Below are 25879 nucleotides of genomic sequence, written 5' to 3' on the forward strand. Positions count from 1 at the left end.
TGGCATTCTCAATCGCAGCAGCGTCGGCACTGAGGGCAGCTTGAATATTTGCCACATCTGCCTTGGCTGCCCCTACAGCGGCTACTGCATTTTCCACGGCATTGCGATCGGCGGTGACGGTTGCCTGTTGTGTGGCGGCACTCGTCTCAAACTGCTCCGCCTGTGCTTTGCTGACAGCCCCCTGACTCAACAGATCGCGGTAGCGTTGGGCCTGCACGTTGTTATTTTTCGCCTGTGCTTCGTCTTTTGCCACGTTCGCTTTCGCTTGATTCACTTGTGCGATCGCTTGCGCTACTTTAGCTTGGGCTTGTTGCAACTGGGCGATATCTTTTCCTCGGTTGGCTTCGGCTTGGCGGAGTGCGGCCTGTAAGGGACGAGAATCAATGGTGAACAGGAGGTCGCCTTTCTTGACAGCCTGACCTTCTTTAAAATAGACACCTGTTAGTTGACCTCCGATTTGGGAATTGACAGATACAGTGGAATATGCGTCTGCTGTTCCCGTGCCTTGCACTAAGACTGGGATTGTTTTTTGAGTAACAGGGGCAACGACGACCGGCACAGGTCTTTTCTTACTCGCGTCAGGTTTGGTTGATTGAGCTTCGGAAGCTGCACAGGCAGATAGGCAGGTCAGACTCACCAGAAGTAGAGCCAATCGTCCGCTAAGGAGGCAAGTCCAAGGTGGCGAACTGCGATCGCCGTGTGGTCGCCATCTAGCGCGGGTGAGATTTGGAGCAATTGCATGCAACGATTTTGTCCCAAGTTTGTCGGTAGAATAGCTCATGCAAGCGAATGGGGAATAAAAGAGGAGCATTGAAATTCCAGGCAGACATCAGACAAGTAGATGCCTACAATTCGCTATGTACCACTAATCTCTCAGGGAGAACCTCCCGAATTAGTTAGATAAGCTAACAGTTAGTGTGACATATATTTATCCTTGCGATCACCCCTTGGGCGGTGCCGTACAGCCCTGACGCTCGTACCTCGCTACCGCTAGCGCTATCGGGCATGTTAGCGCAGCGGCACGTTAGCGTAGCGGGGCGTGAAGCCGAAGGCTATAGCGTCAGCGTCAGCCCAGTGCAAACCGCGAAGCGTCTCCGTAAGGAGAAGGCAATCGCTCCAGCACCGACCAGAGTGAGGAGGATAGTAGTCTATGCTGCCATGATTGTCTTGATATCCAGGAAACTCAAACCCTCATGAATTCGGAGCCATCCTCTACAGAGATAACGCCAGAGCAATGCGCCACCGAGGTGATGGAAACGATTCCCTTGGTGATGCAGTTTTTGCGATCGGAGATGCGAAGTCAAAACTCACCCGATTTGTCTGTGCCTCAGTTTCGGACGCTAGCCTTTCTTAACCGTCATCCTGGTGCATCGCTTTCTGATCTGGCAGAGCATTTAGGGGTCAGTCGCGCTACGGCCTCTGCCATCACTGAGCGTTTAGTACAGCGCAGCTTGGTAGACCGACGCGAACGTCCTGATGAACGCCGACATGTGGTTCTGAAACTCACTCAGGCTGGATCTGAGTATCTCCAGCAAATCCGCAAAACGACCCGTGCCCAAATAGCCACGATATTTGCCAACCTTTCACAGACTCAGTTGCAGCGTGTAGTAGAAGGACTAGTCATCCTGAGGGATGTGATTGAGGGAAAGGCATCCGAATCTGGCAACTAACAGTATTCTTGTAAAAGGGAAAAGTCGAAAGAAAGGCAATTTCTCAGCTTTTCCCTATCATCCTTCTCATCTTCCGTTATCTCGGTTTACCTCAAGCAATCACTCAAATTATTAGCCTCCTCTGAATTCCTCAATTTCTATGCTATTCAATAGTTTTGATTTTTTATTTTTATTTTTAATAACTTTCCTCATTTACTACATTCCAGCCTGTCAGAAATCACAAATACTAATACTTCTAGTTTCCAGTATGATTTTTTATAGCTGGAAATATCCTCTATTGTTATTTCTCCTTTTACTATCTATATGGGTTAATGCCATTATCACCTGGAAAATGGCTTGTGTCCAAAGCAATAAAAAATTAGGATGGGCTTTAAGAGGGATATTTTTTAATTTATTATTGTTAGTATTTTTTAAATATGGCTCTTTACTAGCTGGTTTTGTTGGTGAAGCTTTGAATTGGCCTTTTAGTTCAAAGGAAAATAATATAGTATTGTTTCTCTTGCATCTGCCTTTGCCACTAGGAATTTCTTTCTATACTTTTGAGGGTATAAGCTTAATTGTAGATGTTCTCCGTAGTAAAGATAATCAAAAAGGAGCCTTAGTCATTGATGTTGATCAAAAATTTAATACCCATCTAGTTAAAAGCTCATTATTTATAGCCTTTTTCCCCCATCTTATTGCTGGCCCTATCTTAAAAGCAAATAATTTTTATCCTCAAATTCAACCTAAGTATTTTAGCCATATCTCTTGGAATATTGTCTTCCGATCGCTAGTTGTTGGATATTTTCTAAAAATGGTGATTGCTGATAACCTAAAAGACTATACCTTCTGGATTGCTCACCCCTATTACCAATTACTCAGTACGAGTACAGGTCTTGTTTTACTTTTTGGCTACTCAATCCAAATATTTGCCGATTTTGCAGGCTACTCTCTAATTGCGATAGGAACTGCCGCAGCCTTCGGTTACCACTTACCCGATAATTTTAACTTTCCCTATATTTCCCGCTCCGTTTCTGAGTTTTGGAAACGTTGGCATATATCCTTATCAACTTGGCTAAAAGATTATTTGTATATTCCTTTGGGAGGTAATAGAAGAGGAAAGGTGAGAACTTATATAAATTTGATGATTGTTATGATACTTGGCGGTCTTTGGCACGGGGCATCTTTGAGCTATGCGGTGTGGGGTAGCTATCATGGTTTTGGATTGGTTATAGAACGTTTTTTTAAAAATCGAATTAATGCTAACTTTAACCAATCAAGAAATATAAAACAGCAATTTATCTTTGATGCTATCAGTATGATTCTAGTTTTTTGCTTTGTTTCACTCGGATGGTTGTTATTCAAATTGCCTAACTTTGGACAGGTGTTAGAATTTCTCAAGATTATGATTATTAATGTTGGGTTGCCCTCCAACAGGACGCTTACCGATCCAGTTATCATCTTGTCTCTGCCAGTAGTTGTTTATCATCTAATTCATTTGCCTGCTTTTCAAAAATGGAAAGATAATTTATTTTTTGAAAAATCCTCTTCCAGAGTTGGAAATCTTTGTGAGGATATTATTCTGGGAGGAATGATTGCAATGCTTTTTTTAAACAGTGGTAGCTCTAATGAATTTATCTATTTTCAATTCTAAATTTTTAAAAAATAGGATTCTTCGTTCATTAATTGCAGTTTTTTCTTTCTTAAGTATTTATCAGTTTTTAATTATTACTAAATTGGTAAAGCCTAGTAATGGAATGCATCAATGGCAAAATAACTTAATTAGACTGCAAAGATATGCCTATCAAGATTTTTCCAACTTAAACCTTGTTATAGTAGGAAGTTCAATAGCAAACAATTTGCCAGCTTCTGACATCGGCTCTTCTGTAATCAATTTAGCTATGAGTGGAGGTTGTGCTCAAACAGGAATAGAATCTGTTGCCAGAAAATCTTCAAAGCCAGCAATACTATTGATTGAAATTAATGAGACTATAAATAGAAAAGTAGACGAACAAGCTATTCGTTCTATCTATAACCCCTTTCTCTACAATCTTCGTCTATACATTCCTATGTTGAGAGAGGAATACCAACCCGTCAGTACTCTTTCTCCTAGAGTTTTTTCTATAGTCAATAAAATAATGAGTCTGGCTAGATTGGTGAATAAGCCAAAGACTATTCGGTCAGTTGCCTCAGGGACTAATAGAGATAATCAATTAACCAAGACGCTAATCAATCAAGCAATAGAGAAGTATACGACTCCCTTATCAGAGAAGGAGAAAAGTTTGTTTAGGGAAGAAGCTGAACATATTAAATTCCAAATCTCAAAACTTAACAAGGATGGGGTGCGTGTGGTATTATTTGATATTCCTCGCGACCCTCACCTTCAGGCTACTGTACAAGGGAAACAACTAAAAGCTTTGGCAAAGGAACTGTTCCCTGTTAGCAATTATGAGTGGTTACCAGAACCAGCACCCAGGGACTGGATAACCTATGATGGAGTGCATCTCGTTACTTCTGACGCGAAAGACTATACGGCGTTTTTAAAAAATCAACTATTTATTAAGAAGTAAAAGCTTAGTGGGGGACTTTAATCCCCCACATAAGTTGATGAAATTATCACTGATTGCGGTATTGCTCTGTATCCTGTGTACCGTTATGGTTATGACCATCCTGGCTCCCCATTCTTGACTGATATTCCAGCCACTGCGCCAAATTGTGGGAAAGTAGGGCGAAGGATTCTGCTACCTGGGGAGGGACTTCCAACGGCAAGCTGCCAGAACGGACGTGTAAATCTCGCTGAGGAAAGGGCATTTCAATGTGGCGATGGCGCAGAATCGCCTCAATACGAAAGTAGATGTCGCTCTTAATGCGAAACTGATGGCGGGGTTCGGAAATCCAAATTAACAACTCAAAATTGAGGGAGTTATCGCCAAATCCCTTAAAGAAAACTCTGGGGGCGGGTTCAGCGAGTACATCCTGATGTTCTTTGGCGGCATCAATTAGAGCACTGCGGACAACGCTCAGGTTCGAGCCATAAGCGACATTCACGGGTATTTTTAAGCGTGATACAGGACTGTGGTGAGTCCAGTTGACGACTTCGGCTTCGAGAAAGCGAGAATTGGGAATAATAATCGAGAGTTCATCCAGAGTCCGTATTTCCGTGCTGCGAACGCTGATGCGTTCCACCGTTCCCATCAGTTCGCCGACATTGACAAAGTCACCCACTCGAATGGGACGCTCAAAAATGAGTACCAACCCACTGATAAATTCCTTGGCAATTCCCTGTAATCCTAAGCCAATCCCAACACCCACGACGCTAGCCACGATGGTGAGGGAACTCAGATCAAGTCCCCAAAGTTGCAGCACCACAATCGTGCCCAGGAAAATCATGCCATAGGTGGCAACTTGGGCAACGGTTTCCTGAGCGGAACGATTCAAACCCGTAAATCGTAAGACACGCGATCGCAAAAGCTTTTTGGTCGTTCCCGCTACAAGTACGACACCCGTAAATAGCCCAACCAGAAAGAATAATTGTAAAACCGAATAGGAGCTGTTTCCCAGGGGAATGAGCTTCCAGACCAAACTGCCAATTAGGGTATAGGCTATCTTGCGGCTGAGTTCCCGCGTGTGGGGAAATAAATCTGTAATGTAAAGGAATGTGAAGACGAACAAAGCTAGCCGGATGCCCGTGAGGATAATTTGTACACCAAACTCGGCATTGAGGCGTGGATGAGTATCTTCTGTATTGGTCATCTCCCTAGGAAGTCTTGGCTGTAGCCAACGATGCCACATCCAACCCAAAGCGGAACTGCAAGCGATCGCCAGGAGGATAGAGCCAACTGAAAGCAGGATTGCTTGACGGAAATACCCGGTACTCCGCTGTTCTTGTGCCTCCTTAATCGCCTGTTCTAAGCGTCCTGCCCAAATCGCAGCTTGTTCCTTCGCCGATCTTCCCGGTGGAGCATCTTCGGGCGTAACTGTCAGCAAGTGAGCACCATCTACTTTAATGATCGGTAAATTTTGACTTTCAGCGATCATCACTGGTACTAGCGGTTCAGCCTTTATGATCTTTTGTTTGAGAACGCGATTGGCATCATCGGCTCGTTCCTTTGCGTCATATCGTCCAGATTGGCTGACGTCAAAAAGTTGCCGTCCATCAAGGATGATGGCAGCCACCGGAGTATCTTTATCCTTATCTTGAGCTAAAACTGGAACGATGAATAGTAGGCACCCGATGGCAATCGCCACCGCAGCAATCCGGACAACTAGAGTAACTAGAGACGGGAAGCGTAAGAAGCGATACATAAAAAGTTGTTAGTTATTGGTTGTTGGTTCTCTATTCTGGATAATCACGAACAACAGCAGCATCTACAAAAACGTCCATCATCCACTAGCGATCGCAACCATTAGAGCAAAAATTGCAGATTGTTTGCCTTGTTACCTCAACTATTAGAATGAGCTTTACCCTTCAGCAGCCTTATCCTATCCCAAACGGTTCTGAACGTAAAGTTTTTTAAAGCGCTCAAAATCTTTGAATTTTTGGGAAGGTTATCCGCCGTCAACTCACTGTATTTACTCCTTACTACCTGTAAAAGTTACCCCTTGAATAAAATAGCGATTAAAAAATGCATAAATCACCAAGGCAGGCAGCGTTAGAACCATAGAAGCCGCCATAATATAGTTCCAATAACTGATATATTGCCCTTTAAAGGTATTCAACCCTAAAGGTAGAGGAAACATTTCTGGGTCGGATAAAATAATTAGAGGCATCAAAAAATTATTCCAAGCCCCCATAAAAATAAAAATGGCTTGTGCGGCTAAAGCAGGCTTGGCTAAAGGTAACACGATGGAGAAGAACGTTTCCCCGCGACTTAATCCATCCAATGCAGCCGCTTCTTCTAGCTCTTTGGGAAAATTCAGAAAAAACTGCCGCATCATAAAAATAAACGTAGCATTAACGACATTAGGAATAATGAGACCCTGATAGGAATTCAGCCAGCCCAAGTTTTTTAAAATTAAATAACTAGGAATCAATGTAATTTGACCCGGAACCATTAAAACAGCCAAAATTACAAAAAATAAAAAACTATTTCCTGGAAACTGAATCCGTGCTAAAGCATAGCCAGCCATTGAGTTAAATAAAATATTAAATCCGGTAATAAAAGCAGCAACAACTATACTATTAATCAACCAACGTCCGAATAAGGGTTCCCTAAAAAATATTGTTCTGTAATTATCCCAAGTAAAATGATCCGGCATAAAATGACTGCCTCCAGCCATTATTTCTGAGAGTGGTTTAAACGAAGCAGAAAGTGCCCAGGCAAAAGGTAAAAATGTAATAACGCCGTAGAAAATAAGCCCTACATACAGCAATCCTTTTAGCCAATTCAACGATTTCACTAAATTACACCCCTTTTTTTAGTTCTCTTCTTTAAAGAAATAACGCTGAACTAGGGTAACGACCATAATCACACCTGCCAGCATCAACGCTAGTGCAGCAGCATAACCCATATCCAAGCTTTTAAACGCATATTGATAGATAAGTAGCACGACCGTTAATGTTGAGTTATTCGGGCCACCCGAGCCAGCTGAAAAAATATAAGATTGGTCAAACAGTTGGAAGGTTCCAATGATACCCATAACAACAATGAAAAATGTTACAGGTCTGAGTAACGGCAGCGTAATTGAGACAAACTGATCGAAGCGATTTGCTCCATCAATCGTTGCTGCTTCATAGAGGGATTCTGAAATATCTTGTAATGCCGCTAGGTAAATCACCATATAAAACGGTGCTGTTGACCAAATATTCATTAACATAATCGATTTCAGCGCAACCGCTGGGTCACCGAGCCAGTTGTAAGTGGGTAGACCTAAAAAGGCAAGAAAATTATTAAGTAGGCCATTAGAATTATAAATCCACATAAATATTAAAGTTAAGACCGCCGAGGAGGTAACTGTGGGCAGAAAAAAAACAATCCGAAAAATATTCTTGCCTTTGATTTTAGAATTTAGAATTAAGGCTAATAATAAAGCCAGGATTGTTTGAATGGGAACAACAATAGTGACATATTCAGCTGTATTTTTTAAGGCAATCCACACTCGTTCATCAGAAGCCATTCTGATAAAGTTTTTGAATCCTATAAATCGATAACTGAGTTCCCCTAATATCCGCACCTTGTTAAAGGCCAAAAATAAGGCATAAGTAATGGGTAGAACTACAAAGGTGCCCATCACGATAATAGTTGGAGCCATAAATGAGTAGCCTGCGATCGCTTCTCTGACACCCTGCTTTTTCCAAACCACTCTCATGACTGATTCCCTCGTAACTTAGATTTCCGATTACCTAGCTGATTGAATCTCTTCATTCGCTGAACGTTGGGCTTTTCTCAAGGCGTCTCGTAACGATTGCTCTCCAATTAAAGCGCTAATAAATTGATTATTAAAGTGGGTTAAAATAGTAGGCAAAGTCTCTCCAGATTGCCAAATAGTTGCATAATCAGCACCCTTGGCAAAAGGGGCATAGAGAGGATTATCAACAAAGCCAAGTTCTGCCAAGACCGATTTGCGCGTTGGTAGGGCGAGTCCTTCTTTTGCCCAAGCTTTCATTCCTTCTTTACTGGTTAAATAAGCAATGAGTTGCCAAGCGGCCTCTTTATGTTTGGCTTTTTTATTCATGACATACGCTACTGTATAAGCCATTGTTCCTTTTTTGCCATTAACCGTGGGAACTTCAGCAGTGGCAAATTCTAGTTTGGGAAACGTTTCTTGCAAGTAAGGAATAGCCCAAGTTCCTTCAAGAACCATTGCTGCTTTGCCCTGACCAAACATTTCACTCCCCGTACTAGCACCCACATCAGAGGGTTGAGCCGAAGACTGGTCTTTTCGATACTGTTCAATGACTAATTGAAGACCTTTTAAGCTACCTGAAGTAAAAAATGCAGCATTTTCCTGGCGATCGATTAAACGACCTCCAAAAGCAGTCATTATAAAGTATTGGCGGGAAAGTTCGGGAGCCACTCCAAACCCATATTGCTCCTTTCTGCCATCTCGATTTTTATCAACCGTCAGTTTTTTAGAATCATCGCGCAACTCATCCCACGTTTGAGGAGCTTGGTTTATTCCTACTTCCTGAAAAGCTTGTTTATTGTAAAATAAAGCAAGAGTAGAAAAATCTTTGGGCAAGCCATAGGTTCGCTCTTCGAGTTGGAAAGCCTTAAGTAAAGTTGGCTCGAAGTCTGTTAGATCAAACTGAGCGTCAATATAAGGATTGAGAGGTTCAAGAACCCCATATTTCATCAATAAAGGGGCTTCAAACGCATCTAAGTAAAAGACATCAGGGGCGGCATCACCAATTAATCGAGTTTTAATCACATCCATGTATTGGTCATTGATCGTTTCATGTTTGACCTTAATATGGGGATGCTGAACTTCAAATTGATGTAAAACCTGCTCTAGCAGTTGTTTTTCGTTGGGATTACTTTGCCAACCACTCAGGGTTATAGTGATACCTTCCGGTGAATTCCTAAATCCACAGCTCGTTAAGGTAACAATAAGAAGAAGTAAGAAAACCCAAAAGGATAGGGTTTTGGTAAGGCGTTCGATCTTCATCAACTGTAGGAAATACGAGATGACGCCCTAGTTTATGGGCAGGTCAAATTTTCTGCTTAGCCTCAGCAAATACTGGGAACTCCACCTTAAGCAGAGCAATTCAACTTATTCAAAACGTCTTTACAAAAAGAAACTTATATGAAGAGTAGAAGCTATTACATTGACTTATTAGTTCATAGTGAACATTTTAGCGCTTTTTGTTCACATTTTGTGGGTCAGTTGTAATGCGATCGCATATTTTCATATCCTTTGATTTAATTTAAGACTTTGCGATCGTCCAGAAAATCCTCAAGTATGATATGGCGTCCCATAAATAAACGGGCTAAATCAGCACTGATTTAGCCCGTCACCATCCAAATATTAAGTTTTGCAAGATTTCCTCTACAAGCAATCTATGGATTGGCCTTAGAAGGTATGGCTCGAACTCCGAATTTTCCTGCCCATACTTCACCCAAACCACAAACAGGCTCTAGCGGAGAGCCAGATCAGACCTTAATCTCACCGATAAGTCTTGTTCTGGATAAACAGCAACCATCTTCACTGTTTTTCGGTTTAACAACCATCCGCCGATAGTGCCTAAACCGGCACCACCCAGAACTTCTAAAGCTGAAATCGAGCGATCGCCAGTAAGGGCTGCCAGTGCCGCTGCCGCACCTGCGCCAATTGCCGTACCCGTCAAAATTCTTGTGGTGTTCGCTCCCTTTTTCACTTCTTCGGTTCTCGTCACTACATTTGAGGTGGCATTAATATAGTAAGGTCTCACTTGCGTGTTACCGAGATCGCGATACATCGTCAGCTCTTTGCCAACAAACTGACTGCCTCGATAGGCCGGTCTGAGTTCACCCTTGAGTTCGCTCCCCCTCGGAATTAAAACCCTGCGGTCATTGCCGATCACATCTTCTGCTACTGTTAAGGTTAATGGCACCCTTTCATCGGGCATCAGCAGAATTTTGTCTTTGTCGTATTGGACTTTAATGGCAGTGCCAGAGGGAACAAATCGATTATAAGATTCTGAACCCGGATAACGAGTCTGAGCAAACGCAGGTGCAGTGGAAACCAAGGGGACAACCGCACTACTAGTAAGAGCTAGTGCCAAAAAGGCAGCGGTTCCAGTTTTCCAAGACTTAATGTTTAACATGGGAAATTCTCTCTAACTCAAGCAATAGGTAATACCCAATGACATCCTTTCAGAGTCACTTGGGTCATGAATATTGGGCAACGAGTAATGGAAAATTAGGTTGGGTAAGGTCAGCGATCGCCTATTACCAATTGGCAAGAATCACAGCGCTTGATCGCCATTGGGTAGGAATCTTTAAATAGAAAGACCGTAACGAGGCAAAAATGTTCCTGGCTTACCGAAGCTATTTTTAAGGTAACTTTACCCGCAGCCAAGGTACCTCGTCCAAGTGGTTCATGCGATTGGCTGTACTAGGAAATGGCGATCGCATTTCAGCACAGGATACGGTTCCCTTTGCCCTGTGGTGTGCTGCACAACACCTCGATAATTATCAAGAAGCGCTGTGGTTAACCGTGAAGGGTTTAGGCGATCGCGAACTATCAGAGTTTAATCAAAACCTTGTCGGCTTGATTGAAGTCGTAGCTGAATATCACTCATCATGAGATATAGCAGTTGCCAAGGCGATTAGGACAAAGCAAATTACTGAAACCAAGACCCATCAATATGCATCCCTTCTGCCTTCTGCCTTCTGCCCTCTGCCTTTTGCTATACCTCTGCGTCCCTCTGCGCTTACCTCTGCAACCTCTGCGTTAAAAAAAACTTATGCCGATACTAACAGCGAATAAACAATGCACGATAAACAGGTTCACCATGAGAAAGAGTAGAGACTTCCCGTTCAGTAGGAACTGGCAGAGGATTAGTAGCCAGCCAAGTTTCAGCACCCTGTTTTTGGAAAGCTGGGTGAGCCTCAAAGCGATCACACATCTGGACGGCTACCGCCTCAACATCAGATTGCAGAAAAACCTCTCCCCCATCAATCAGATAAGCGGCTAGAGTATCGATTAATTCTGGCTGCACCACACGTCGTTTCACTTGTCGCTTTTTGAACCAAGGGTCAGGAAATTGGATAGTAACACGCTGCAATGTCCCCACCCGGAACGTCTCAAGTAGTGGTTTTAAGGAGTTATTGACGTTGCAGAATAAGTAGTGGAGATTGCTCAACCCCAACTCCGAAACTTTAGCATTCGCTTGTTCTACCAAGGGTTCCCGAATTTCTAACCCTAAAAAATTCCAGTTGGGTTGTAATGTTGCCATACTCAACAAGAACTCTCCTCTGGCACAGCCAATGTCCAGGTGCAAGGGTTGATCGGGTTGAGCATAAATATTCTCCCATTTCGGAGGTTGCACTGGAGTTTGGTATTTATTACTCAGCGGATTGACGTGTTGACGGACTCGGACTTTTGGCAACGTTTACACTCCTTACTTTTCTCTGACTTGATTAAACAGAGATTACATCTAATAAGATAAAATGACGATTAGACTACCGTTTTACTGGTCAATACTATCTTAATTAATAAATGACTGGCATCTCTGTTAGGCTGATGCCTCTCTTAATCACAACCCAAACGGGTTTTTCAATTTAAGCATAATTTTTAGTATAGAGTTATAAGAAAAAATAAGATACGCTGCTCAAGTTAAACGATCACAAACTAATGATGCATAATTAAAATTATGCCTTGAATTGAATTTAATAAACTTTATATGATGGGTCTAAATTTTCGCTTTGCAGTAGTGAGCGACCCGCACATCGGACTACCTCATACCATCTGGGATCATCCCAATCGGTTCCATTTAGTGGAAGTGAGCATTCCAGCGTTAGAGCTTATTCTGGCACAGCTGAAGCAGCAAAATATTGACTTTCTGCTACTACCCGGAGACTTGACTCAGCATGGTGAAAGGGATAATCATGCCTGGTTGCAAAAGCGGTTGAGCCAGCTGCCTTTTCCAGTTTACGTTGTACCGGGAAATCATGATGTTCCAAATCTAGTATCGGATGAACGCTCGATTGGATTAAAAGACTTTCCTTACTATTACCATCAATTGGGTTATGACAATCCAGAACAGCTATACTACACCACTGAAGTACTACCAGGAGTGCAGTTAATTGGATTGAATTCTAATCAATTTGATGAGTCGGGTAAACAGTTGGGGTGTCTGGACGAACAGCAATTAGTATGGCTTGAGCAGGTGCTGCTCAAGAGCAAAGATAAATTGGTACTGGTGATGGTGCATCACAATATTCTGGAGCATCTGCCTTGTCAATCTCGCCATCCGCTAGGACGGCGGTATATGTTGGACAATGCTTGTGAACTGGTCACAATCCTCAAGAAGGCTGGAGTAAATTTGGTCTTTACGGGTCACTTACATGTTCAGGATGTCGCCTACAACGAGGGCGTATATGATATTACAACCGGTTCCTTAGTAAGCTATCCTCACCCCTACCGAATATTTGAGTTCCGAACGGACGATCAGGGACAACAATGGTTGCAGATTGAGTCTCATCGGGTTGAGTCAGTGCCTGGTTGGGAGAATTTGCCACAGACATCACGCGAATTGATGGGCGATCGCTCTCGTCCGTTCATGCTTAATCTTCTTACCACTGAACCGTTAAGCTTACCCTTAGCAGACGCGGAAAAGCTTGTCCCTAGCCTGCGCTACTTTTGGGCTAACATTGCGGCGGGTGACTCCCTATTTGATTTCCCAGAGTTTTTTCCAGAAGCCCGCCGCTACTTTGAGGCATTTAGCGCCACTACCAGCGACGGTAAACCGGCTCTCATCGATAACCACACCACCCTGCGCTTAGGTTGAAGGTTGAACGTTGAAGGTTGAACGTTGAAGGTTGAACGTTGAACGTTGAAGGTTGAAGGTTGAACGTTGAAGGTTGAAGGTTAAACAAGTGCTTGCTCCACAACCTTTCTTAACTTGCTAACTTTCAACATGCCAACTTTCAACTCTTAAAAGCTTTTAACTTTTTGCTCGGCAAATCCCAAAGACTGAGGTGTAGCCGTGTAGAAACGTACTGTTACCCACTGGGCCAATTTCACCACTACAGAAGAAGCCGCTCAGTTGAATGTTGTTTAGGTAGCGACGAAAGAGTTGGGAATCAAAATCAGGCTTCCCGTAGAGCCCTTCTCCTCGACCTAGGCAGGAAAACATTAAAGCACCAGCCGCTTCTGTTGGGTGATTCTCTTCCTTTTGATAGCCATGCAGGAGGAGTTCTAAGTCTTCTTCTGAGGTACGGGCATCCCGGAGATGGAACTGGATACGTTGACCGGGTCGGAGGCGATCGCCAATTGCGATCGCCCCAACTCTGGGATCGACTCCCAACAAATTGCGGATGAGAAAGTCTCCATGCCCCAGCTTCTGCTTAAACTCATCGCGGGCAACACCGACAAAAAGAGAATGCTGTGCCAGCTGCCGATCTGTCTCACTGAGGTTTTGAATTAAATCTCGCAGAACTTCCAACGGGCGACGAGACTCGATCTCGCGGCTTGTCTCCTCAATACTCTCCTGCGCCGCTAATTCCAACACAATATTCCGTTCACAGGCCATCACCTGATAAGTTTGACCGATCGGGCGACAACCTTGAGCCACAATCGCTTCTAAAATAATGTTGCCGCTCAAGGCGACTCCCACTACTCCCTCGCGGTAGAGTTTATAGTTACAAAATAGGGCACTTTGGACACCCATCGCACCAGCACTTGTCAACCCTCCTACCTTGATTGACCCTGGATAGGCAAAATCTAGCCCTTGGAGGAGATCATTCACTCCCGAAAAAGGGTCAGCTAACAAAATAAAATGAGGTTCTTCTTGGGGCGAAACGTCAATCAAATCCACCCAGGCGTTTGGGGGGCTATCTAAGTCGGGCAACCCATCTCCAGGGATATGAAAGGCGTGTACCTTACTGTCAGGTAGGTGAGCTAAGCTGACACTCAAAGCGGGCTCTCCCTCGATTTCTTGGGCTTCACCCTGTGAGTTCATTCCAATAATGCCACTTCCACCACAGCCAATCAGCACTGGCACCGACAACCGCTCTCGGAGTAAAGGCATGAGTCGGGAATACTCGCTTGCATAAGCAGACGAGATAAACACCAACCCTAAGTCAGGTGTGGCGGTTAAGGACTTCTGGAGGCGGTCTACCACTTGGGCGATCGCTGATTCCAAAGATGGACACGTAGATAAGGCATTTGCCCACTGAATTGGATTAGCCATTGTTTTGCCGAATTCAATCCCGATGCCGATTCTTGCCCTTGGGAGTGGCAGGCAGTTCAAGCCTTATGATAGCGCTAACAAGGGCAACTCTAAAGGTACGGTCAGCTACCGAGTATATGCCCTTATCCTGACAGGGTGACTCGATGGCTAGCGTTCGTGCTTCACATAAGTTAATATGTAAGCAGTTAAATCAGTGAAATCTATATTAGACAAGCTGACAGTCGGTAAACGGAAATCGGCAGAATCTTAAAAAAACCGGATATCCGGTGGTTAAGAAGCCCATTTGCGTTAAGACTAAATTGATCATGATTCCCTCTCGACTAAGCAATTTGCTGTACTTAAGTACAGTACGCAGGAAAAGGTAAGGAAATGAGCAACAACATTGAAGAAAAAATTCAACAAGAGCGCGAAGCAGCTAGAGCCGTTTGTGATATAGACGGTGCAGAGTCCGGAGCCTGTGCAGCAGCCTGGGATGCGGTGGAAGAACTGCAAGCTGAGGCCGCGCACCAACGCCAAAAAGGCCCCAAGAAGAACTCTTTAGAGCAATATTGCGACGCTAACCCCGACGCTGATGAATGCCGATTGTACGAGGACTAAGCTTCATTACCTCAACATCAGCTTCAGTTCCTTATAAGCCCGTCAGTCCATTGATGCAAGCAGCTGGAATTACCTCACCAAGGATTCCAGCTGCTTGCTGTTATGACGTAACGGTGCGATCGATGCAATAACATAGATAAAGGTCTTTTCGGCAACAAGCAATGCAAGATGAACTTCTTCGCTCTCTAGTTTGGACAGACTACCGATTAGCAGTTTTGATTGCGGTGATCATCCCATTGATTCTGCTAATTTGGGCTTTTGTCCAGAAAGTGGATTCAATGATCCGCTTATTGATCATTTACTGGCGTGTTGCCAGTCTCTTAGCGATTACGGTTTATATCTTTATTGCTGGGATGCCGATTGGTTTTATCGCGGGTTGGTTGGCGCGTATCCTCATCCCCATCGCTCTCTGGTTTTGGGTTGATGTGAACGAAGATATTCAAGACCAGCCGCAGCGTCCCCTAAAGTTGGCACTGACATCATGGCGCTGGGCAATTACCATCTACTGTCTCCTGGGCGCTTTAGCGAGTATTCCCGCGCTGAGTTGTGCCTTTTTGGCAGGCCCGATCAAAACGCCCCTTTGTCAAGCTTGGATTGAACCCCCTCTGTTATTCAAACAGTATTTCCATCACGATGCTAAACCTGGATTTCTGGGGTTTCTAGGGATGACGGGATTAGTAATCTACGTTTTTTACTTAAGCTATTTCGTCCTGATTCGGCTGGGCAAGCAAGGGCGCTCAGCAATGGAACAATAATTACTGCATAAGTTGAGTAGCGATTGGCGATGACTGATTCCATTGGGCGGCGTCTAGAGCAATATACGATTAAGCGTCCACAGGAAGTCTTGATTGTTACGGCTGAAATTGATGGGGAACAAGACCAAGTTGCCATTTTCAAAGGCTTTTCCAGCTCTTTGATGCGCCCGACAGCCTTTGATCCGGATATACCTGTGCTACCTCCAGAGGCAAAGATTATTGTGATTGATCGACTCGCCAGTCCCTACAACCCGGATACGCCTCGTTATCTTCAGCAAGGGTTGACTTGGGAAACTATGCAAAAATTGCTGTTAGAAACTGGGGTTTAACATCCTAATACGAAGTTGCGTTGCTCCTACGGAGCCGCTTCGCTAACGTAGCTACTACTTTCTCTTCCTTGTCTCCCTTGTCCCCCAAGTCTTGCCTATCTACTACTAGGAGCTGCAACTCGGTATAACCAGCTCTGCTGATAGAACTGACTACTGCTTTAGTGAGGATAGGCTTCTCTATCTCCCATACCTCCCATCTATCTATCCCCCACCGCCCAGAGGCGTGGGGGAAAATTTATATTAGCTTCATATATTTCAGGCTATCTAAATTAGCCCTTAATTAAACATCCTCTATCTTTAGGCATAATTGTGAAGAGTGAGACAGCGTAACGCTAGATGAGAGCGAAACCCGAAATGATAGCCCTCCAAGAAACCTCTACAACCCAGAAGCGCCACTTCAACGAGCAACCCTATCCAGGGCTTTTATCTGAGAAATCAGCGATCGTTCTCTGTGGGTTGGGCGTAGCCATGTTTGCTATCCCTATCTTGGTAGTTATTCAGGTTCTAAGCGGTCTGTACTGGGGAGGAGTCTCAGTCTATCAACTTCTCAGTGGCTTTGCAGTTGACAAGCTCGACGCTTTTTGAGCAGCTCTAGCGAAGAGCTAAGTTTTAATCGTGTGCCAGTCAGAAAGCCATGCAAGTGCAGGCTTTTAGCCAACAGTCTACAATTTTGAAAATAGCTTAGAAAAATGGCAACCATAAAAAAGAGAAAAAGATTTATTAAAATCAATAAGGAAACTCTATAGCTAATTCTCAGCTGAGTGGTTCTAATGAGCAGAGTTGGGCTTAACTGCACTTGGGGACGTAGCTCGGCTCGCTATCCACGGAAAAGCTGGCTTCTACCTTGCACAAGCCGCCTAGGCTGTCGCGCCCTTAAATTGCATTATCAGGACGGGCTTTCCGGCTCATCCCACAATAATTTTAAAAGTTTGGTTATGCAAAAATGAATGGCTGAGGGCTGACTATAGCCTCGTTCACCCCCCGACCTCTCTCTACCATTTGAGCGCTGTATCACCTCTTCCTTGAGAGGGATGGAGAGTAATAATAGGGGAACTCTATAGGAGAAAGTGCTATCCTCCACATTGAGTGTGTTGTGTGAGGAAAATTGGTTATGGTTACATCCCCAGTCCGGACTCAGGGCTTCTCTCGTTTAGAGGTACTGCCTGGGCGTCAACAGGCATCCTCGGTGAATAGCAGTCTTGCAAGTCGTTCATTGGCGCTACCAGCGACTCCCTTATTTGGAACCGATGGTATTCGGGGACGAGTAGGAGATCTACTGAATGCCGATTTAGCCTTGCAAGTTGGGTTCTGGGCGGGTCAGGTGTTGCAGAAGGAAGCACCAGCACTTGGCCCTGTAATTTTGGGACAAGATTCGCGAAACTCGAGTGATATGTTGGCAATGGCGCTGACGGCGGGTTTGACGGCAGCGGGTTTGGAGGTGTGGAATTTAGGGTTATGCCCCACTCCTGGCGTTGCTTATCTCACCGGTGTTACAGGTGCGATTGGCGGGGTGATGATTTCCGCGAGTCATAACCCTCCAGAGGACAATGGGATTAAATTTTTTGCGTCAGTTGGTACGAAGCTGCCGGTGGTGTTGCAAAAGCAGATTGAAGCGGGGCTGAGAGGTTTTTCTGGAGAAGTGACTCCTGCCAAAGTGGAGGGACAGCACTACTATCGACCTGAGTTAATCACAAATTATGTGGAATCGCTGCGTCGTCCTCTACAAGGGGTGACGGATTTACGCGGAATGCGAATTGTGTTGGATTTGGCCTGGGGAGCCTCTGTAGCGTTAGCAGGGCAGGTGTTTGCCGAGTTAGGGGCAGAGGTGATCTGCTTGCATGACCAAGCCGATGGCGATCGCATTAATGTGAATTGTGGCTCAACTCACCTGAATCCCCTGAAAGAAGCCGTGCGGCAGTACTCCGCCGATATGGGCTTTGGCTTTGATGGTGATGCCGATCGCGTGATGGCGGTGGATGCCCAAGGTCGGGTGATCGATGGAGATTACATCCTTTATTTCTGGGGTCAAGCGTTACAACAAGCCCAACAGCTTCCCGGAGATTTGATTGTAGCAACCGTTATGGCCAATTTGGGCTTTGAGCGAGCCTGGAATCAGTTGGGCGGTTCCCTGGCGCGAACGGCTGTGGGCGACCAGTATGTCCAAGCGGAAATGCAGCGCACTGGAGCGATGCTGGGCGGTGAGCAGTCGGGACACATCCTCTGCCACCACTACAATGTGACTGGCGATGGTATGTTAACAGCTCTACATTTGGCGTCGTTGGTGCGTCAATCAGGGGTTTCCTTAGCTCAGCTGGTCGATCAAAGCTTCCAACCCTACCCCCAATTGTTGCGGAATGTGCGGGTAGAAGACCGCGACCGCAGATTGAACTGGCAAGAGTGTGATGCAGTCAGCAATGCGATCGCCCAAGCTGAGACAGCAATGGCTGGTCAGGGACGCATTCTCGTCCGTGCTTCGGGTACAGAACCGCTAATCCGCGTGATGGTAGAAGCCGAGTCGGCTGACGTTGCCGAACATTGGACATCTGAACTGGTTCGAGTCGTTGAGCAACATTTAGGTTAGGGCTTTTTCCCAGTGAGATGACCGAACCAACTCCCTCGTGAAAGGGAGCCCTTATCAGGGTGCAGCTATTCTAAACAGCATGTATGCGATCGCTAGGTACTCCCTATGCGAACAGTTACTGTAGCGATCGCCTTTCCATCTCCAAAAAGGAAAGGTGATAATAAATCAAGGGCGATCGCCAAACATCCTCCTGAGAGTGATCGCTAACTCAAAGCCTCGCTAAAAGCGATCTAGACTATTGTTCAATCTTGACCGAAAGAATCTTGTCACCCTTACGGATGGCGTTGACAACAGCCATGTCTTTTGTTTGACCGAAAGTGGTGTGTACTCCATCAAGATGAGGTTGAGGAGCGTGGCAAATGAAGAATTGGCTCCCACCCGTATCACGACCTGCATGAGCCATTGACAAAGTACCTGCCAAGTGCTTATTCGAGTTAATTTCACACTTAATTTTGTAGCCAGGACCACCCGTACCCGTTCCCTGAGGACAGCCACCTTGAATCATAAAGTTAGGGATGACTCGGTGGAAGGTGAGGCCGTCGTAAAACCCTTTTTCCGCTAAGTCTACAAAATTCTTCACCGTGTTCGGTGCATCCTGGTCGAATAACTCCAAGTTGATTGTGCCTTTCTCGGTTTCCATAATGGCACGAGTCATGGTTTCTCCTCCGCTAAGACTGATTACGATAATTAACCGATGTTGTTGCTGGCAATAGCCTACAGCCAATCTATCTTAGCGCTAGAAAACTCAAGGTTGACTTTATCCAATCTCCAATGTGCTGACTTTTCGTGTTTTTGCGGTGCGCGAGGAATCTGACTTTTGCCTGCAATTGCGTCCCACCAATTACCAAATATGGTATAAACCAGAGGCTGATTTCGTACATTTAGGGGAACAGACCAGTGGCTGTCATGATATTAGTATGCGAGCGCTTCAGTATCAGCTCAACTTCTATCACAACCACTTCCTGATGGGTCGGAAAACCTCACCCCCCTTGAACAGCTACGCTTGTATAGCCGCCTGTTTGACTGCCATGTTAGGGTATCCGTCTTGCGACAAAAGTGGCTCTCCCATCAAAATCATCAGCCACGCTGTATTTTACAGTTTAGGCTTTCTGCGTGCGATCGGTACTCTCATCCAATCCAGTTGGACAATGGTCAAATCTATACTCAACTGGACAAATTCGGCGTTGAAAGCTAAAAGAAGAGTTAAAAGTTAAGAGCAGGGTTGAATGTTGGAATGTTCAAATTTTGAAAGTTACACTTAGTCTTCAAACCTGCAACCTGCAACTTTCAACCTTTAATCTGCAACCTTCAACCTTCAACTTGTCTGAGAATGAGAATTCTAGTCGCCAGCCACTCCTATATTGTTGACCTGAACTGCGAAAAGCTAAAGGCGCTAGCTCATTTAGAACCTAACATAGAAGTAACTGTAGTTGTGCCACGCCGTTGGCGTCCGGGCGGTGTCCAGAACAAGGTAATTGAAACCCAGCCGCGCCAAGAAGGTTCATTTCAGGTGGTACCAGTCTCCAACTTCAGTCAAAATAATCAGAGTATGCTCACGTTTGGAGCCGATATTATCCCCCTATTACGACAGTTTCGACCCCAGATTATTCAAGTCGAACAAGGAGCCAAAGCTTTAGGCTACGCTCAACTAATTTCCCTTAACAAATTATTAGGACTCAAGGCAAAAAATCTCTTCTTTACCTGGTGGAATCTACCCTATGAAGTAAAATTTCCCCTGTCTTTGCTGGAAGCTTATAATCTACGTAACACTCACGGGCTGATTGCCGGAAATCAAGACGCAGGAGAAATACTGCGACAACACGGCTACCAGGGCGCGATTAAAGTTATGCCTCAGTTGGGTGTGAATGAAAATCGTTTTTGCCCTCAAACCCAGCCAGAATTAAAAAGCCAGTTGGGTATTCAGTCCGATGACTTTGTAGTAGGATTTGTCGGGCGATTTGTTGAAGAAAAAGGCTTACTAACCCTGGGTAAAGCGCTGGCTGGTTTACAAGAATACTCTTGGAAGTGGCTGCTGCTAGGACGTGGCCCTTTACAATCTGTTGTGCTGGAAAAAGCAGTTGAGTGGGGTATTGAAAAGCGGCTAATTTGGGTCGAAAGTGTTTCTCATGAGGAGGTACCTCGCTATATCAACCTAATAAATACCCTAGTACTGCCATCAGAAACTAACTATCAATTTAAAACCCTCACAGCAGCAGGTTGGAAAGAGCAGTTTGGGCATGTAATCATTGAGGCAATGGCGTCTAAGGTGCCAGTGATTGGTTCTAACTCTGGGGAAATTCCCAATGTAATTGCCGATGCTGGATTGGTATTTCCGGAAGGAAATGTACTCGCGTTACAGAATTGTTTGCAACAACTAATGGAGCAACCAGAGTTATCAAATCAGTTGGCTCAATTAGGTTATGAGCGAGCCATTAACCAATATACAAATAAAGCTTTAGCTAAGCAATTGTTGATTTTTTATAAAGAAATCACAGCCAAATAAATTAAAAAAAGTTTGTATTTAACTAGATTTATTTAGGATAAAGTACAAATCATTTTTAAAATAAACACCATCCTATACAAAAAAGCATTAAAAGATGACAGCCTTTTTCCAGAACAGATAAGGTTCGCTTCCGATGGGATCACCCTCTTCCAAATAAATCTGGTCTAAGCCGTTGAAAAAAGCTTTGGCGTCGTCTTCTAAACCCAAGAGGCTTAAACTGGTTAGAATTCTTGTAATGCGGAGGTAGTTGTGATTGAAGCGATTAAGCCAGACGCTTATTCGTTCTCTATACTCATCAGATTGGGTAACTGCAATCTGTCCGTTACCGGGTTTGCTCAGTTGCAGTCCGGACTGACAATACAATTAAAGGCTGGATGATTTTAATCATAGTCATAGTAATTTAATTATGGTGGGAATTGTTATCGTATCTCACAGCAAAAAGTTGGCGGCTGGTGTAGAGGAACTAGCACAGCAGATGGTTCAAGGTGCAGTGCGAAGCGCTATTGCAGCTGGAATAGATGACCCAGAGAATCCTTTTGGTACCGATGCAATGCAGATTTATCACGCGATTGAATCGGTTTACAGTGATGAGGGCGTTGTCGTTTTGATGGATTTGGGCAGTGCGATTCTCAGTGCGGAAATGGCTTTGGAGTTTTTGCAAGAAGACCAGAGGGATAAGGTAAGACTGTGCGAAGCGCCTTTAGTAGAAGGAACCATTGCCGCAGTGGTTCAGGCCGCGAATGGGGCTAACATCGAGCAAGTTCTCGCCGAAGCAAGAGGTTCACTGGCAGCGAAAACCGCTCAGTTGTCAGGATTCGTAGGGGTGACGCATACGGTGCCCCTACAGTTATCGAACGTTGAGGTTGAACAGGCGAGCAAGGAAATATATCTCAGTGTCCAAAATCAGATGGGACTACATGCCCGTCCGGCTGCCAAATTTGTCGCTACGGCCTCCCGCTTCCAATCTGACATTACCCTGCGAAACGTTACTGTAACGAGCGAGTCAGTCAATGCTAAAAGTATTAATCAGGTCATCACGCTGGGTGTGCATCAAGGAGATGAAATCGCGATCGCCGCCGCAGGTAACGATGCCACAGAAGCTTTAGCCGCTTTGCAGCAACTCGTCGTATCCAATTTTGGCGAAACTATTTCTCAGTCGTTGGCGGCAAACCCTCTCCCAGAAACACTGACAGCGGCAAACGGTCAACTATGGGGTATCCCGGCTTCCCCAGGTATTGCGATTGGCCCAGTTATCTTGTATCAACCGGCTGTGGCAGAGGTTACAGAACATCTGGGAGACAATCCCCAAGAGTCATGGCAACAGTTGCAAGATGCGATCGCAACCGCTTGTCAAGAACTCCAGACACTGCGTCACCAAGTTGCAGAGCAAGTAGGGGAAGAAGAAGCCACGATTTTTGATGCCCATCTGCTATGCTTGTCCGATCCCGCGATCGTAGAAGCGGCTCGTCAGCGGATTTTTGACTATACCCTGGATGCCGTATCGGCTTGGAAGGTAGTCGTCGCTCGCACCGTGCGTTCCTACGAAGCGCTGAAAGACCCCTATTTAAAGGCACGCGCCGCTGATGTCAGGGACGTAGGGCAGCGAGTGCTGCGGCTGCTGACTGGGGTAGCATCTACACCCCTGGATTTTAAACAGCCAGCGATTTTGGTTGCCACTGACTTAACCCCCTCGGAGACGGCACATCTAAACCCACGCAAAGTATTAGGGATTTGTATGATCGCAGGCGGTGCTACTTCTCACAGTGGAATTTTAGCGCGATCGCTTGGCATTCCTGCTGTTGTGGGCGTAGATGCCGAATTGTTGGGTTTGGAGAATGGCACCGTGATTGCGCTAGATGGAGAAACCGGTCAGGTGTGGGTGCAACCTGAGGAAGCTGAGTTGAGAGACTTACAAACTCAACGAGATCGGCAGCGACACGTACAACAGGAACAAAGAACAGCCGCGCAGCAACCCGCCGTCACTCAAGATGGGCGTTCAATTAAAGTCGTGGCAAACATTGGTGGGGTAGCTGATGCGCAAGTTGCCTTGGACAACGGTGCTGAGGGTGTGGGATTACTCAGGAGTGAGTTTCTGTATTTTGATCGCGAGAGTTTGCCGACTGAGGAAGAACAATTGGAACAATACGAAGCGATCGCTTCTATTCTCTCTCCCCATCCCCTGATTATCCGTACCTTAGATATCGGAGGAGACAAGCCACTTTCTTACCTCAATGTAGCCCCAGAACCTAATCCTTTCCTAGGATGGCGGGGAATTCGCTGCTTGCTGGATTGTCCGGATATCCTGAAAACTCAACTCCGAGCCATTCTGCGCACAACGCACAAGTACCCCATTAAGGTGATGTTTCCCATGATTGCCTGCCTCAAGGAGATTCGCGCTGCTAAGGAGATTCTCGCCACCGCACAGGCGGAACTGTATCGAGCGGGTATTCCCTTCAATGAATCAATGGAAGTGGGAATGATGGTAGAAGTCCCTGCTGCTGTGGCTATGGCAGAGAAATTGGCAGCCGAAGTTGACTTTTTCAGCATTGGCACCAATGACTTAAGCCAGTATGTGATGGCTAGCGATCGCACTAATCCCAAAGTCGCTACCCTAGCGGATGCCTTTGAACCTGCCGTGCTGCGAATGATTCAGCAGACTATCCAAGCGGCGCGTCATCGGGGAATCTGGGTGGGGGTGTGTGGTGAATTAGCCTCATCTCCTCTGGCTGCACCGATTTTGGTTGGCTTGGGAGTGGATGAGTTGAGTATCAACCCACCAGCCATTGGCGCGGTTAAAGCATCTGTTGGGCGATTAAGGATAGAGAACGCACAAGCGATCGCTCATGAGGTGTTGCAATTGAATTCAGCGGAGGCTGTCCGAGAGTACGTTGCTAAAAACGCTAGGGGATCAACAACTTAATTGAAGCCGCTTGCACGTTTTCCGGTGATATCCAGGAGGTTATTGGAGCCTGTGTCAAAGTCGCAGCTCCCAATAAGGCTAGAAAGGCTAGCACACTCGTTAAAATAATGCCCCGCGTTGCTCCAGACCTCTCTGGTTCTAAGCACTGCTGAGTCATGATTAGACATTCTTCTCTCAGCGTCGAAGTCCAGTCACTTCCCGCTACACCCCACAAATCTAATACGTTGTGATTGGATAGAGCTGTATACTCTTTGGTTTCGCCGTTGCTCAATCTTTCCTGGGACATCAGCGGCTCCCTATTTAATATTTCACAGCTATTTACTCCTTAATTCCTAGCACCTAACAACCGATTTTTGAAATATGTATAAAAAAATTAACTTATTGATGGTACACCACTGTTTTTTTGTAAAAGAAGTGTTACAAGCCTGGTATGTTATTTCATAATTAAAGTGAGACAATGCAAAAAATAGATTTGCATTCATGTATTCAGCTCCTATAAAGCAGGTAACTAATCCCTAAAATATTGAGGAAAATTTATGAATTTACAAGAACAACATTGGGATAAATTATTTGGCTATCTGACTAGCGAAGCTAGTCCCTGGTACGGCATTTGGACTGTATATTCTCCAGAAGGAGACGTTATAAAATCATCTCAAGGCATAAGAATCTTGCAGGCTAATGCCGATAAAACAGTCATTACTCACATTAATCAATTTCCATCTCCTGACGGAAGTACATTAGAAAAACAATGGCAGATTGACAAAGAAACTTGCAATCATGCTGATGGATTGTTGCACCCAGCCGATGAATCAAAAAGGGCGCTCTCTGTGGCAGGTGATGGAGCTACAGCTTGGGTACCTAAAACGTTGGAAATAGGGCATCCTTTTAGCGTTGAATTGTTTTTGAAGCACAAAGACTGGAATCACAGTATAGGAAGTATCTATGATTCCAGCGGCTGTTTAGAAAAAATCTTACATCTTCGCGAACACTTTGGAGGCTTCCCTAACGTACCAGAACGGTTAACGATAGACGATTTATCAGGAAAGTGGAGTGGAAAAAAACAATCCATAAGTTCTGATTTAAAAGTATCACCCTTGGAAGAAATTCAAGAGCTTGTCTTAGACCCAACTGAAGGAAAAAATAAATCATTTTTTCTTACTGATGCCGTTATTTTAAATATTCCTACCGAGTTAAAGGTAGGAGAAGCATTTGAGATAGTAGCTGGAAGGCTGGTTTCGGATACTGAGTACAGTCGGCTCACAGCTCAATATAATGATTCGGGGAGGTTTTCGCTATTAACTTCTGAATTTTTCCACTTAGAGAAGTAAAAAAGTTACGTCAGTACAGAATTTAAAGGAAACTAGGATAAGAAATCCGATGACTGTAGAGATTAATACACTAGAGGCGGTCAAATCCACATCCACCTTACCCATAGTTGAACAGGAGCAAGAATTTAACTGGAGGCACTGTTGGTATCCGGTTACTTTCCTGCAAGACTTACCCAAAAATCGTCCCTATAGCTTTTCTTTGTACGATGAACCCTTCGTTTTGTTCACAAATCATCAAGGAAAACTAATCTGTTTAATCGATCGTTGCCCTCACCGTGCAGCTAAACTCTCCGACGGACAAATCATCGACGGTAAAATAGAGTGCTTGTACCACGGTTGGCAGTTTGGGAGTGAGGGTGAATGTCTGCATATTCCCCAG

27 protein-coding genes and 1 pseudogene are annotated in these 25879 nt (G+C 44.9%); 17 read left to right on the plus strand and 11 right to left on the minus strand.

The genetic code is table 11. The annotated features are described in order from the left end of the window. Positions 1-745, minus strand: a 745-nt coding sequence (locus V6C93_RS21625; RefSeq protein WP_333478744.1) for an efflux RND transporter periplasmic adaptor subunit, incomplete at its 3' end; no start/stop codon positions are given. Between the two features lie 209 nt (positions 746-954). On the opposite strand from V6C93_RS21625, the gene V6C93_RS21630 reads away from it, so the two are divergent. The 4 genes from V6C93_RS21630 to V6C93_RS21645 all read left to right on the plus strand — a co-directional run bounded on the left by V6C93_RS21630 (position 955) and on the right by V6C93_RS21645 (position 4219). Continuing rightward, a complete protein-coding gene (locus V6C93_RS21630) occupies positions 955-1197 on the plus strand; it encodes a hypothetical protein (RefSeq protein WP_333478745.1) in 243 nt (80 codons plus the stop codon). Beyond that, the gene (locus V6C93_RS21635) at positions 1194-1670 is read left to right on the plus strand and encodes a MarR family winged helix-turn-helix transcriptional regulator (RefSeq protein ID WP_333478746.1); all 477 of its coding nucleotides are present in this window, start codon (positions 1194-1196) and stop codon (positions 1668-1670) included. The genes V6C93_RS21630 and V6C93_RS21635 overlap by 4 nt, the downstream gene beginning before the upstream one ends. Before the next feature lie 331 nt (positions 1671-2001). Then, positions 2002-3303, plus strand: a complete 1302-nt coding sequence (locus tag V6C93_RS21640) for an MBOAT family O-acyltransferase (protein WP_333478747.1) — start codon at positions 2002-2004, stop codon at positions 3301-3303. Continuing rightward, complete coding sequence (locus tag V6C93_RS21645; protein WP_333478748.1) at positions 3278-4219, plus strand: hypothetical protein; 942 nt, start codon at positions 3278-3280, stop codon at positions 4217-4219. The genes V6C93_RS21640 and V6C93_RS21645 overlap by 26 nt, the downstream gene beginning before the upstream one ends. 46 nt (positions 4220-4265) lie before the next feature. On the opposite strand, the gene V6C93_RS21650 is transcribed toward V6C93_RS21645, so the two are convergent. From V6C93_RS21650 to V6C93_RS21670, 5 genes are all read right to left on the minus strand, one after another. Next, positions 4266-5954, minus strand: a complete 1689-nt coding sequence (locus tag V6C93_RS21650; protein ID WP_333478749.1) for a mechanosensitive ion channel family protein — start codon at positions 5952-5954, stop codon at positions 4266-4268. Between the two features lie 267 nt (positions 5955-6221). After that, positions 6222-7040, minus strand: a complete 819-nt coding sequence (locus V6C93_RS21655) for a carbohydrate ABC transporter permease (protein ID WP_414644238.1) — start codon at positions 7038-7040, stop codon at positions 6222-6224. Positions 7041-7067: 27 nt separating this feature from the next. Continuing rightward, a complete protein-coding gene (locus V6C93_RS21660) occupies positions 7068-7958 on the minus strand; it encodes a sugar ABC transporter permease (RefSeq protein ID WP_333478751.1) in 891 nt (296 codons plus the stop codon). Between the two features lie 30 nt (positions 7959-7988). Continuing rightward, on the minus strand, positions 7989-9257 hold the full coding sequence (locus tag V6C93_RS21665; RefSeq protein WP_333478752.1) for an ABC transporter substrate-binding protein: 1269 nt from the start codon (positions 9255-9257) through the stop codon (positions 7989-7991). A 469-nt stretch (positions 9258-9726) separates the two neighbouring features. Further along, a complete protein-coding gene (locus V6C93_RS21670) occupies positions 9727-10395 on the minus strand; it encodes a hypothetical protein (RefSeq protein WP_333478753.1) in 669 nt (222 codons plus the stop codon). A gap of 38 nt (positions 10396-10433) precedes the next feature. On the opposite strand from V6C93_RS21670, the gene V6C93_RS21675 reads away from it, so the two are divergent. Both V6C93_RS21675 and V6C93_RS21680 read left to right on the plus strand, forming a co-directional pair. Beyond that, on the plus strand, positions 10434-10577 hold the full coding sequence (locus V6C93_RS21675; RefSeq protein ID WP_333478754.1) for a hypothetical protein: 144 nt from the start codon (positions 10434-10436) through the stop codon (positions 10575-10577). A 93-nt stretch (positions 10578-10670) separates the two neighbouring features. After that, a complete protein-coding gene (locus V6C93_RS21680; protein ID WP_333478755.1) occupies positions 10671-10877 on the plus strand; it encodes an ADP-ribosylglycohydrolase family protein in 207 nt (68 codons plus the stop codon). Positions 10878-11046: 169 nt separating this feature from the next. On the opposite strand, the gene trmB is transcribed toward V6C93_RS21680, so the two are convergent. Further along, the gene (trmB, locus tag V6C93_RS21685) at positions 11047-11682 is read right to left on the minus strand and encodes a tRNA (guanosine(46)-N7)-methyltransferase TrmB (RefSeq protein ID WP_333478756.1); all 636 of its coding nucleotides are present in this window, start codon (positions 11680-11682) and stop codon (positions 11047-11049) included. A gap of 297 nt (positions 11683-11979) precedes the next feature. Between trmB and V6C93_RS21690 the strand changes: the two genes are divergently transcribed. Continuing rightward, positions 11980-13083 (plus strand): metallophosphoesterase, encoded by a 1104-nt coding sequence (locus V6C93_RS21690; protein ID WP_349262792.1) that lies wholly within the window; start codon positions 11980-11982, stop codon positions 13081-13083. Between the two features lie 156 nt (positions 13084-13239). Here V6C93_RS21690 and V6C93_RS21695 read toward each other — a convergent pair whose 3' ends face one another. After that, on the minus strand, positions 13240-14487 hold the full coding sequence (locus V6C93_RS21695) for an FIST signal transduction protein (RefSeq protein WP_333478758.1): 1248 nt from the start codon (positions 14485-14487) through the stop codon (positions 13240-13242). A gap of 369 nt (positions 14488-14856) precedes the next feature. On the opposite strand from V6C93_RS21695, the gene V6C93_RS21700 reads away from it, so the two are divergent. The 5 genes from V6C93_RS21700 to glmM all read left to right on the plus strand — a co-directional run bounded on the left by V6C93_RS21700 (position 14857) and on the right by glmM (position 18749). Then, a complete protein-coding gene (locus tag V6C93_RS21700) occupies positions 14857-15084 on the plus strand; it encodes a Calvin cycle protein CP12 (RefSeq protein ID WP_333478759.1) in 228 nt (75 codons plus the stop codon). 161 nt (positions 15085-15245) lie between these two features. Then, entirely contained in the window at positions 15246-15839 is a 594-nt protein-coding gene (locus tag V6C93_RS21705) for a DUF3177 family protein (RefSeq protein ID WP_333478760.1), read from the plus strand. A 29-nt stretch (positions 15840-15868) separates the two neighbouring features. Then, positions 15869-16168 (plus strand): hypothetical protein, encoded by a 300-nt coding sequence (locus V6C93_RS21710; protein ID WP_333478761.1) that lies wholly within the window; start codon positions 15869-15871, stop codon positions 16166-16168. 336 nt (positions 16169-16504) lie between these two features. Further along, a complete protein-coding gene (locus tag V6C93_RS21715; protein WP_333478762.1) occupies positions 16505-16753 on the plus strand; it encodes a hypothetical protein in 249 nt (82 codons plus the stop codon). A gap of 526 nt (positions 16754-17279) precedes the next feature. Next, entirely contained in the window at positions 17280-18749 is a 1470-nt protein-coding gene (glmM, locus tag V6C93_RS21720; protein ID WP_333478763.1) for a phosphoglucosamine mutase, read from the plus strand. A gap of 235 nt (positions 18750-18984) precedes the next feature. On the opposite strand, the gene V6C93_RS21725 is transcribed toward glmM, so the two are convergent. Next, complete coding sequence (locus tag V6C93_RS21725; protein WP_333478764.1) at positions 18985-19404, minus strand: peptidylprolyl isomerase; 420 nt, start codon at positions 19402-19404, stop codon at positions 18985-18987. Between the two features lie 127 nt (positions 19405-19531). On the opposite strand from V6C93_RS21725, the pseudogene V6C93_RS21730 reads away from it, so the two are divergent. Together V6C93_RS21730 and hpsO are read left to right on the plus strand one after the other, a co-directional pair. After that, positions 19532-19944 (plus strand): annotated as a pseudogene (locus V6C93_RS21730) (glycosyltransferase family 2 protein); the annotation flags it as partial. A 135-nt stretch (positions 19945-20079) separates the two neighbouring features. Further along, positions 20080-21252: a hormogonium polysaccharide biosynthesis glycosyltransferase HpsO gene (hpsO, locus tag V6C93_RS21735; RefSeq protein ID WP_333478766.1), complete on the plus strand. Its 1173-nt coding sequence runs from the start codon at positions 20080-20082 to the stop codon at positions 21250-21252. Positions 21253-21339: 87 nt separating this feature from the next. On the opposite strand, the gene V6C93_RS21740 is transcribed toward hpsO, so the two are convergent. Then, complete coding sequence (locus tag V6C93_RS21740; protein WP_333478767.1) at positions 21340-21615, minus strand: opioid growth factor receptor-related protein; 276 nt, start codon at positions 21613-21615, stop codon at positions 21340-21342. Between the two features lie 43 nt (positions 21616-21658). Between V6C93_RS21740 and ptsP the strand changes: the two genes are divergently transcribed. Beyond that, positions 21659-24172 (plus strand): phosphoenolpyruvate--protein phosphotransferase, encoded by a 2514-nt coding sequence (ptsP, locus tag V6C93_RS21745; protein ID WP_333478768.1) that lies wholly within the window; start codon positions 21659-21661, stop codon positions 24170-24172. Here the strand turns inward: ptsP and V6C93_RS21750 are convergent. Next, positions 24153-24458: a hypothetical protein gene (locus V6C93_RS21750; RefSeq protein ID WP_333478769.1), complete on the minus strand. Its 306-nt coding sequence runs from the start codon at positions 24456-24458 to the stop codon at positions 24153-24155. The genes ptsP and V6C93_RS21750 overlap by 20 nt on opposite strands. A 250-nt stretch (positions 24459-24708) precedes the next feature. Between V6C93_RS21750 and V6C93_RS21755 the strand changes: the two genes are divergently transcribed. Both V6C93_RS21755 and V6C93_RS21760 read left to right on the plus strand, forming a co-directional pair. After that, positions 24709-25500 (plus strand): DUF3598 family protein, encoded by a 792-nt coding sequence (locus V6C93_RS21755; RefSeq protein WP_333478770.1) that lies wholly within the window; start codon positions 24709-24711, stop codon positions 25498-25500. A 49-nt stretch (positions 25501-25549) separates the two neighbouring features. Further along, positions 25550-25879: Rieske 2Fe-2S domain-containing protein (locus tag V6C93_RS21760; RefSeq protein ID WP_333478771.1), on the plus strand; the 330-nt coding region annotated here is incomplete at its 3' end.

Origin of the sequence: Allocoleopsis sp., assembly GCF_036703385.1 — a bacterium.
Taxonomy (GTDB): domain Bacteria; phylum Cyanobacteriota; class Cyanobacteriia; order Cyanobacteriales; family Coleofasciculaceae; genus Allocoleopsis.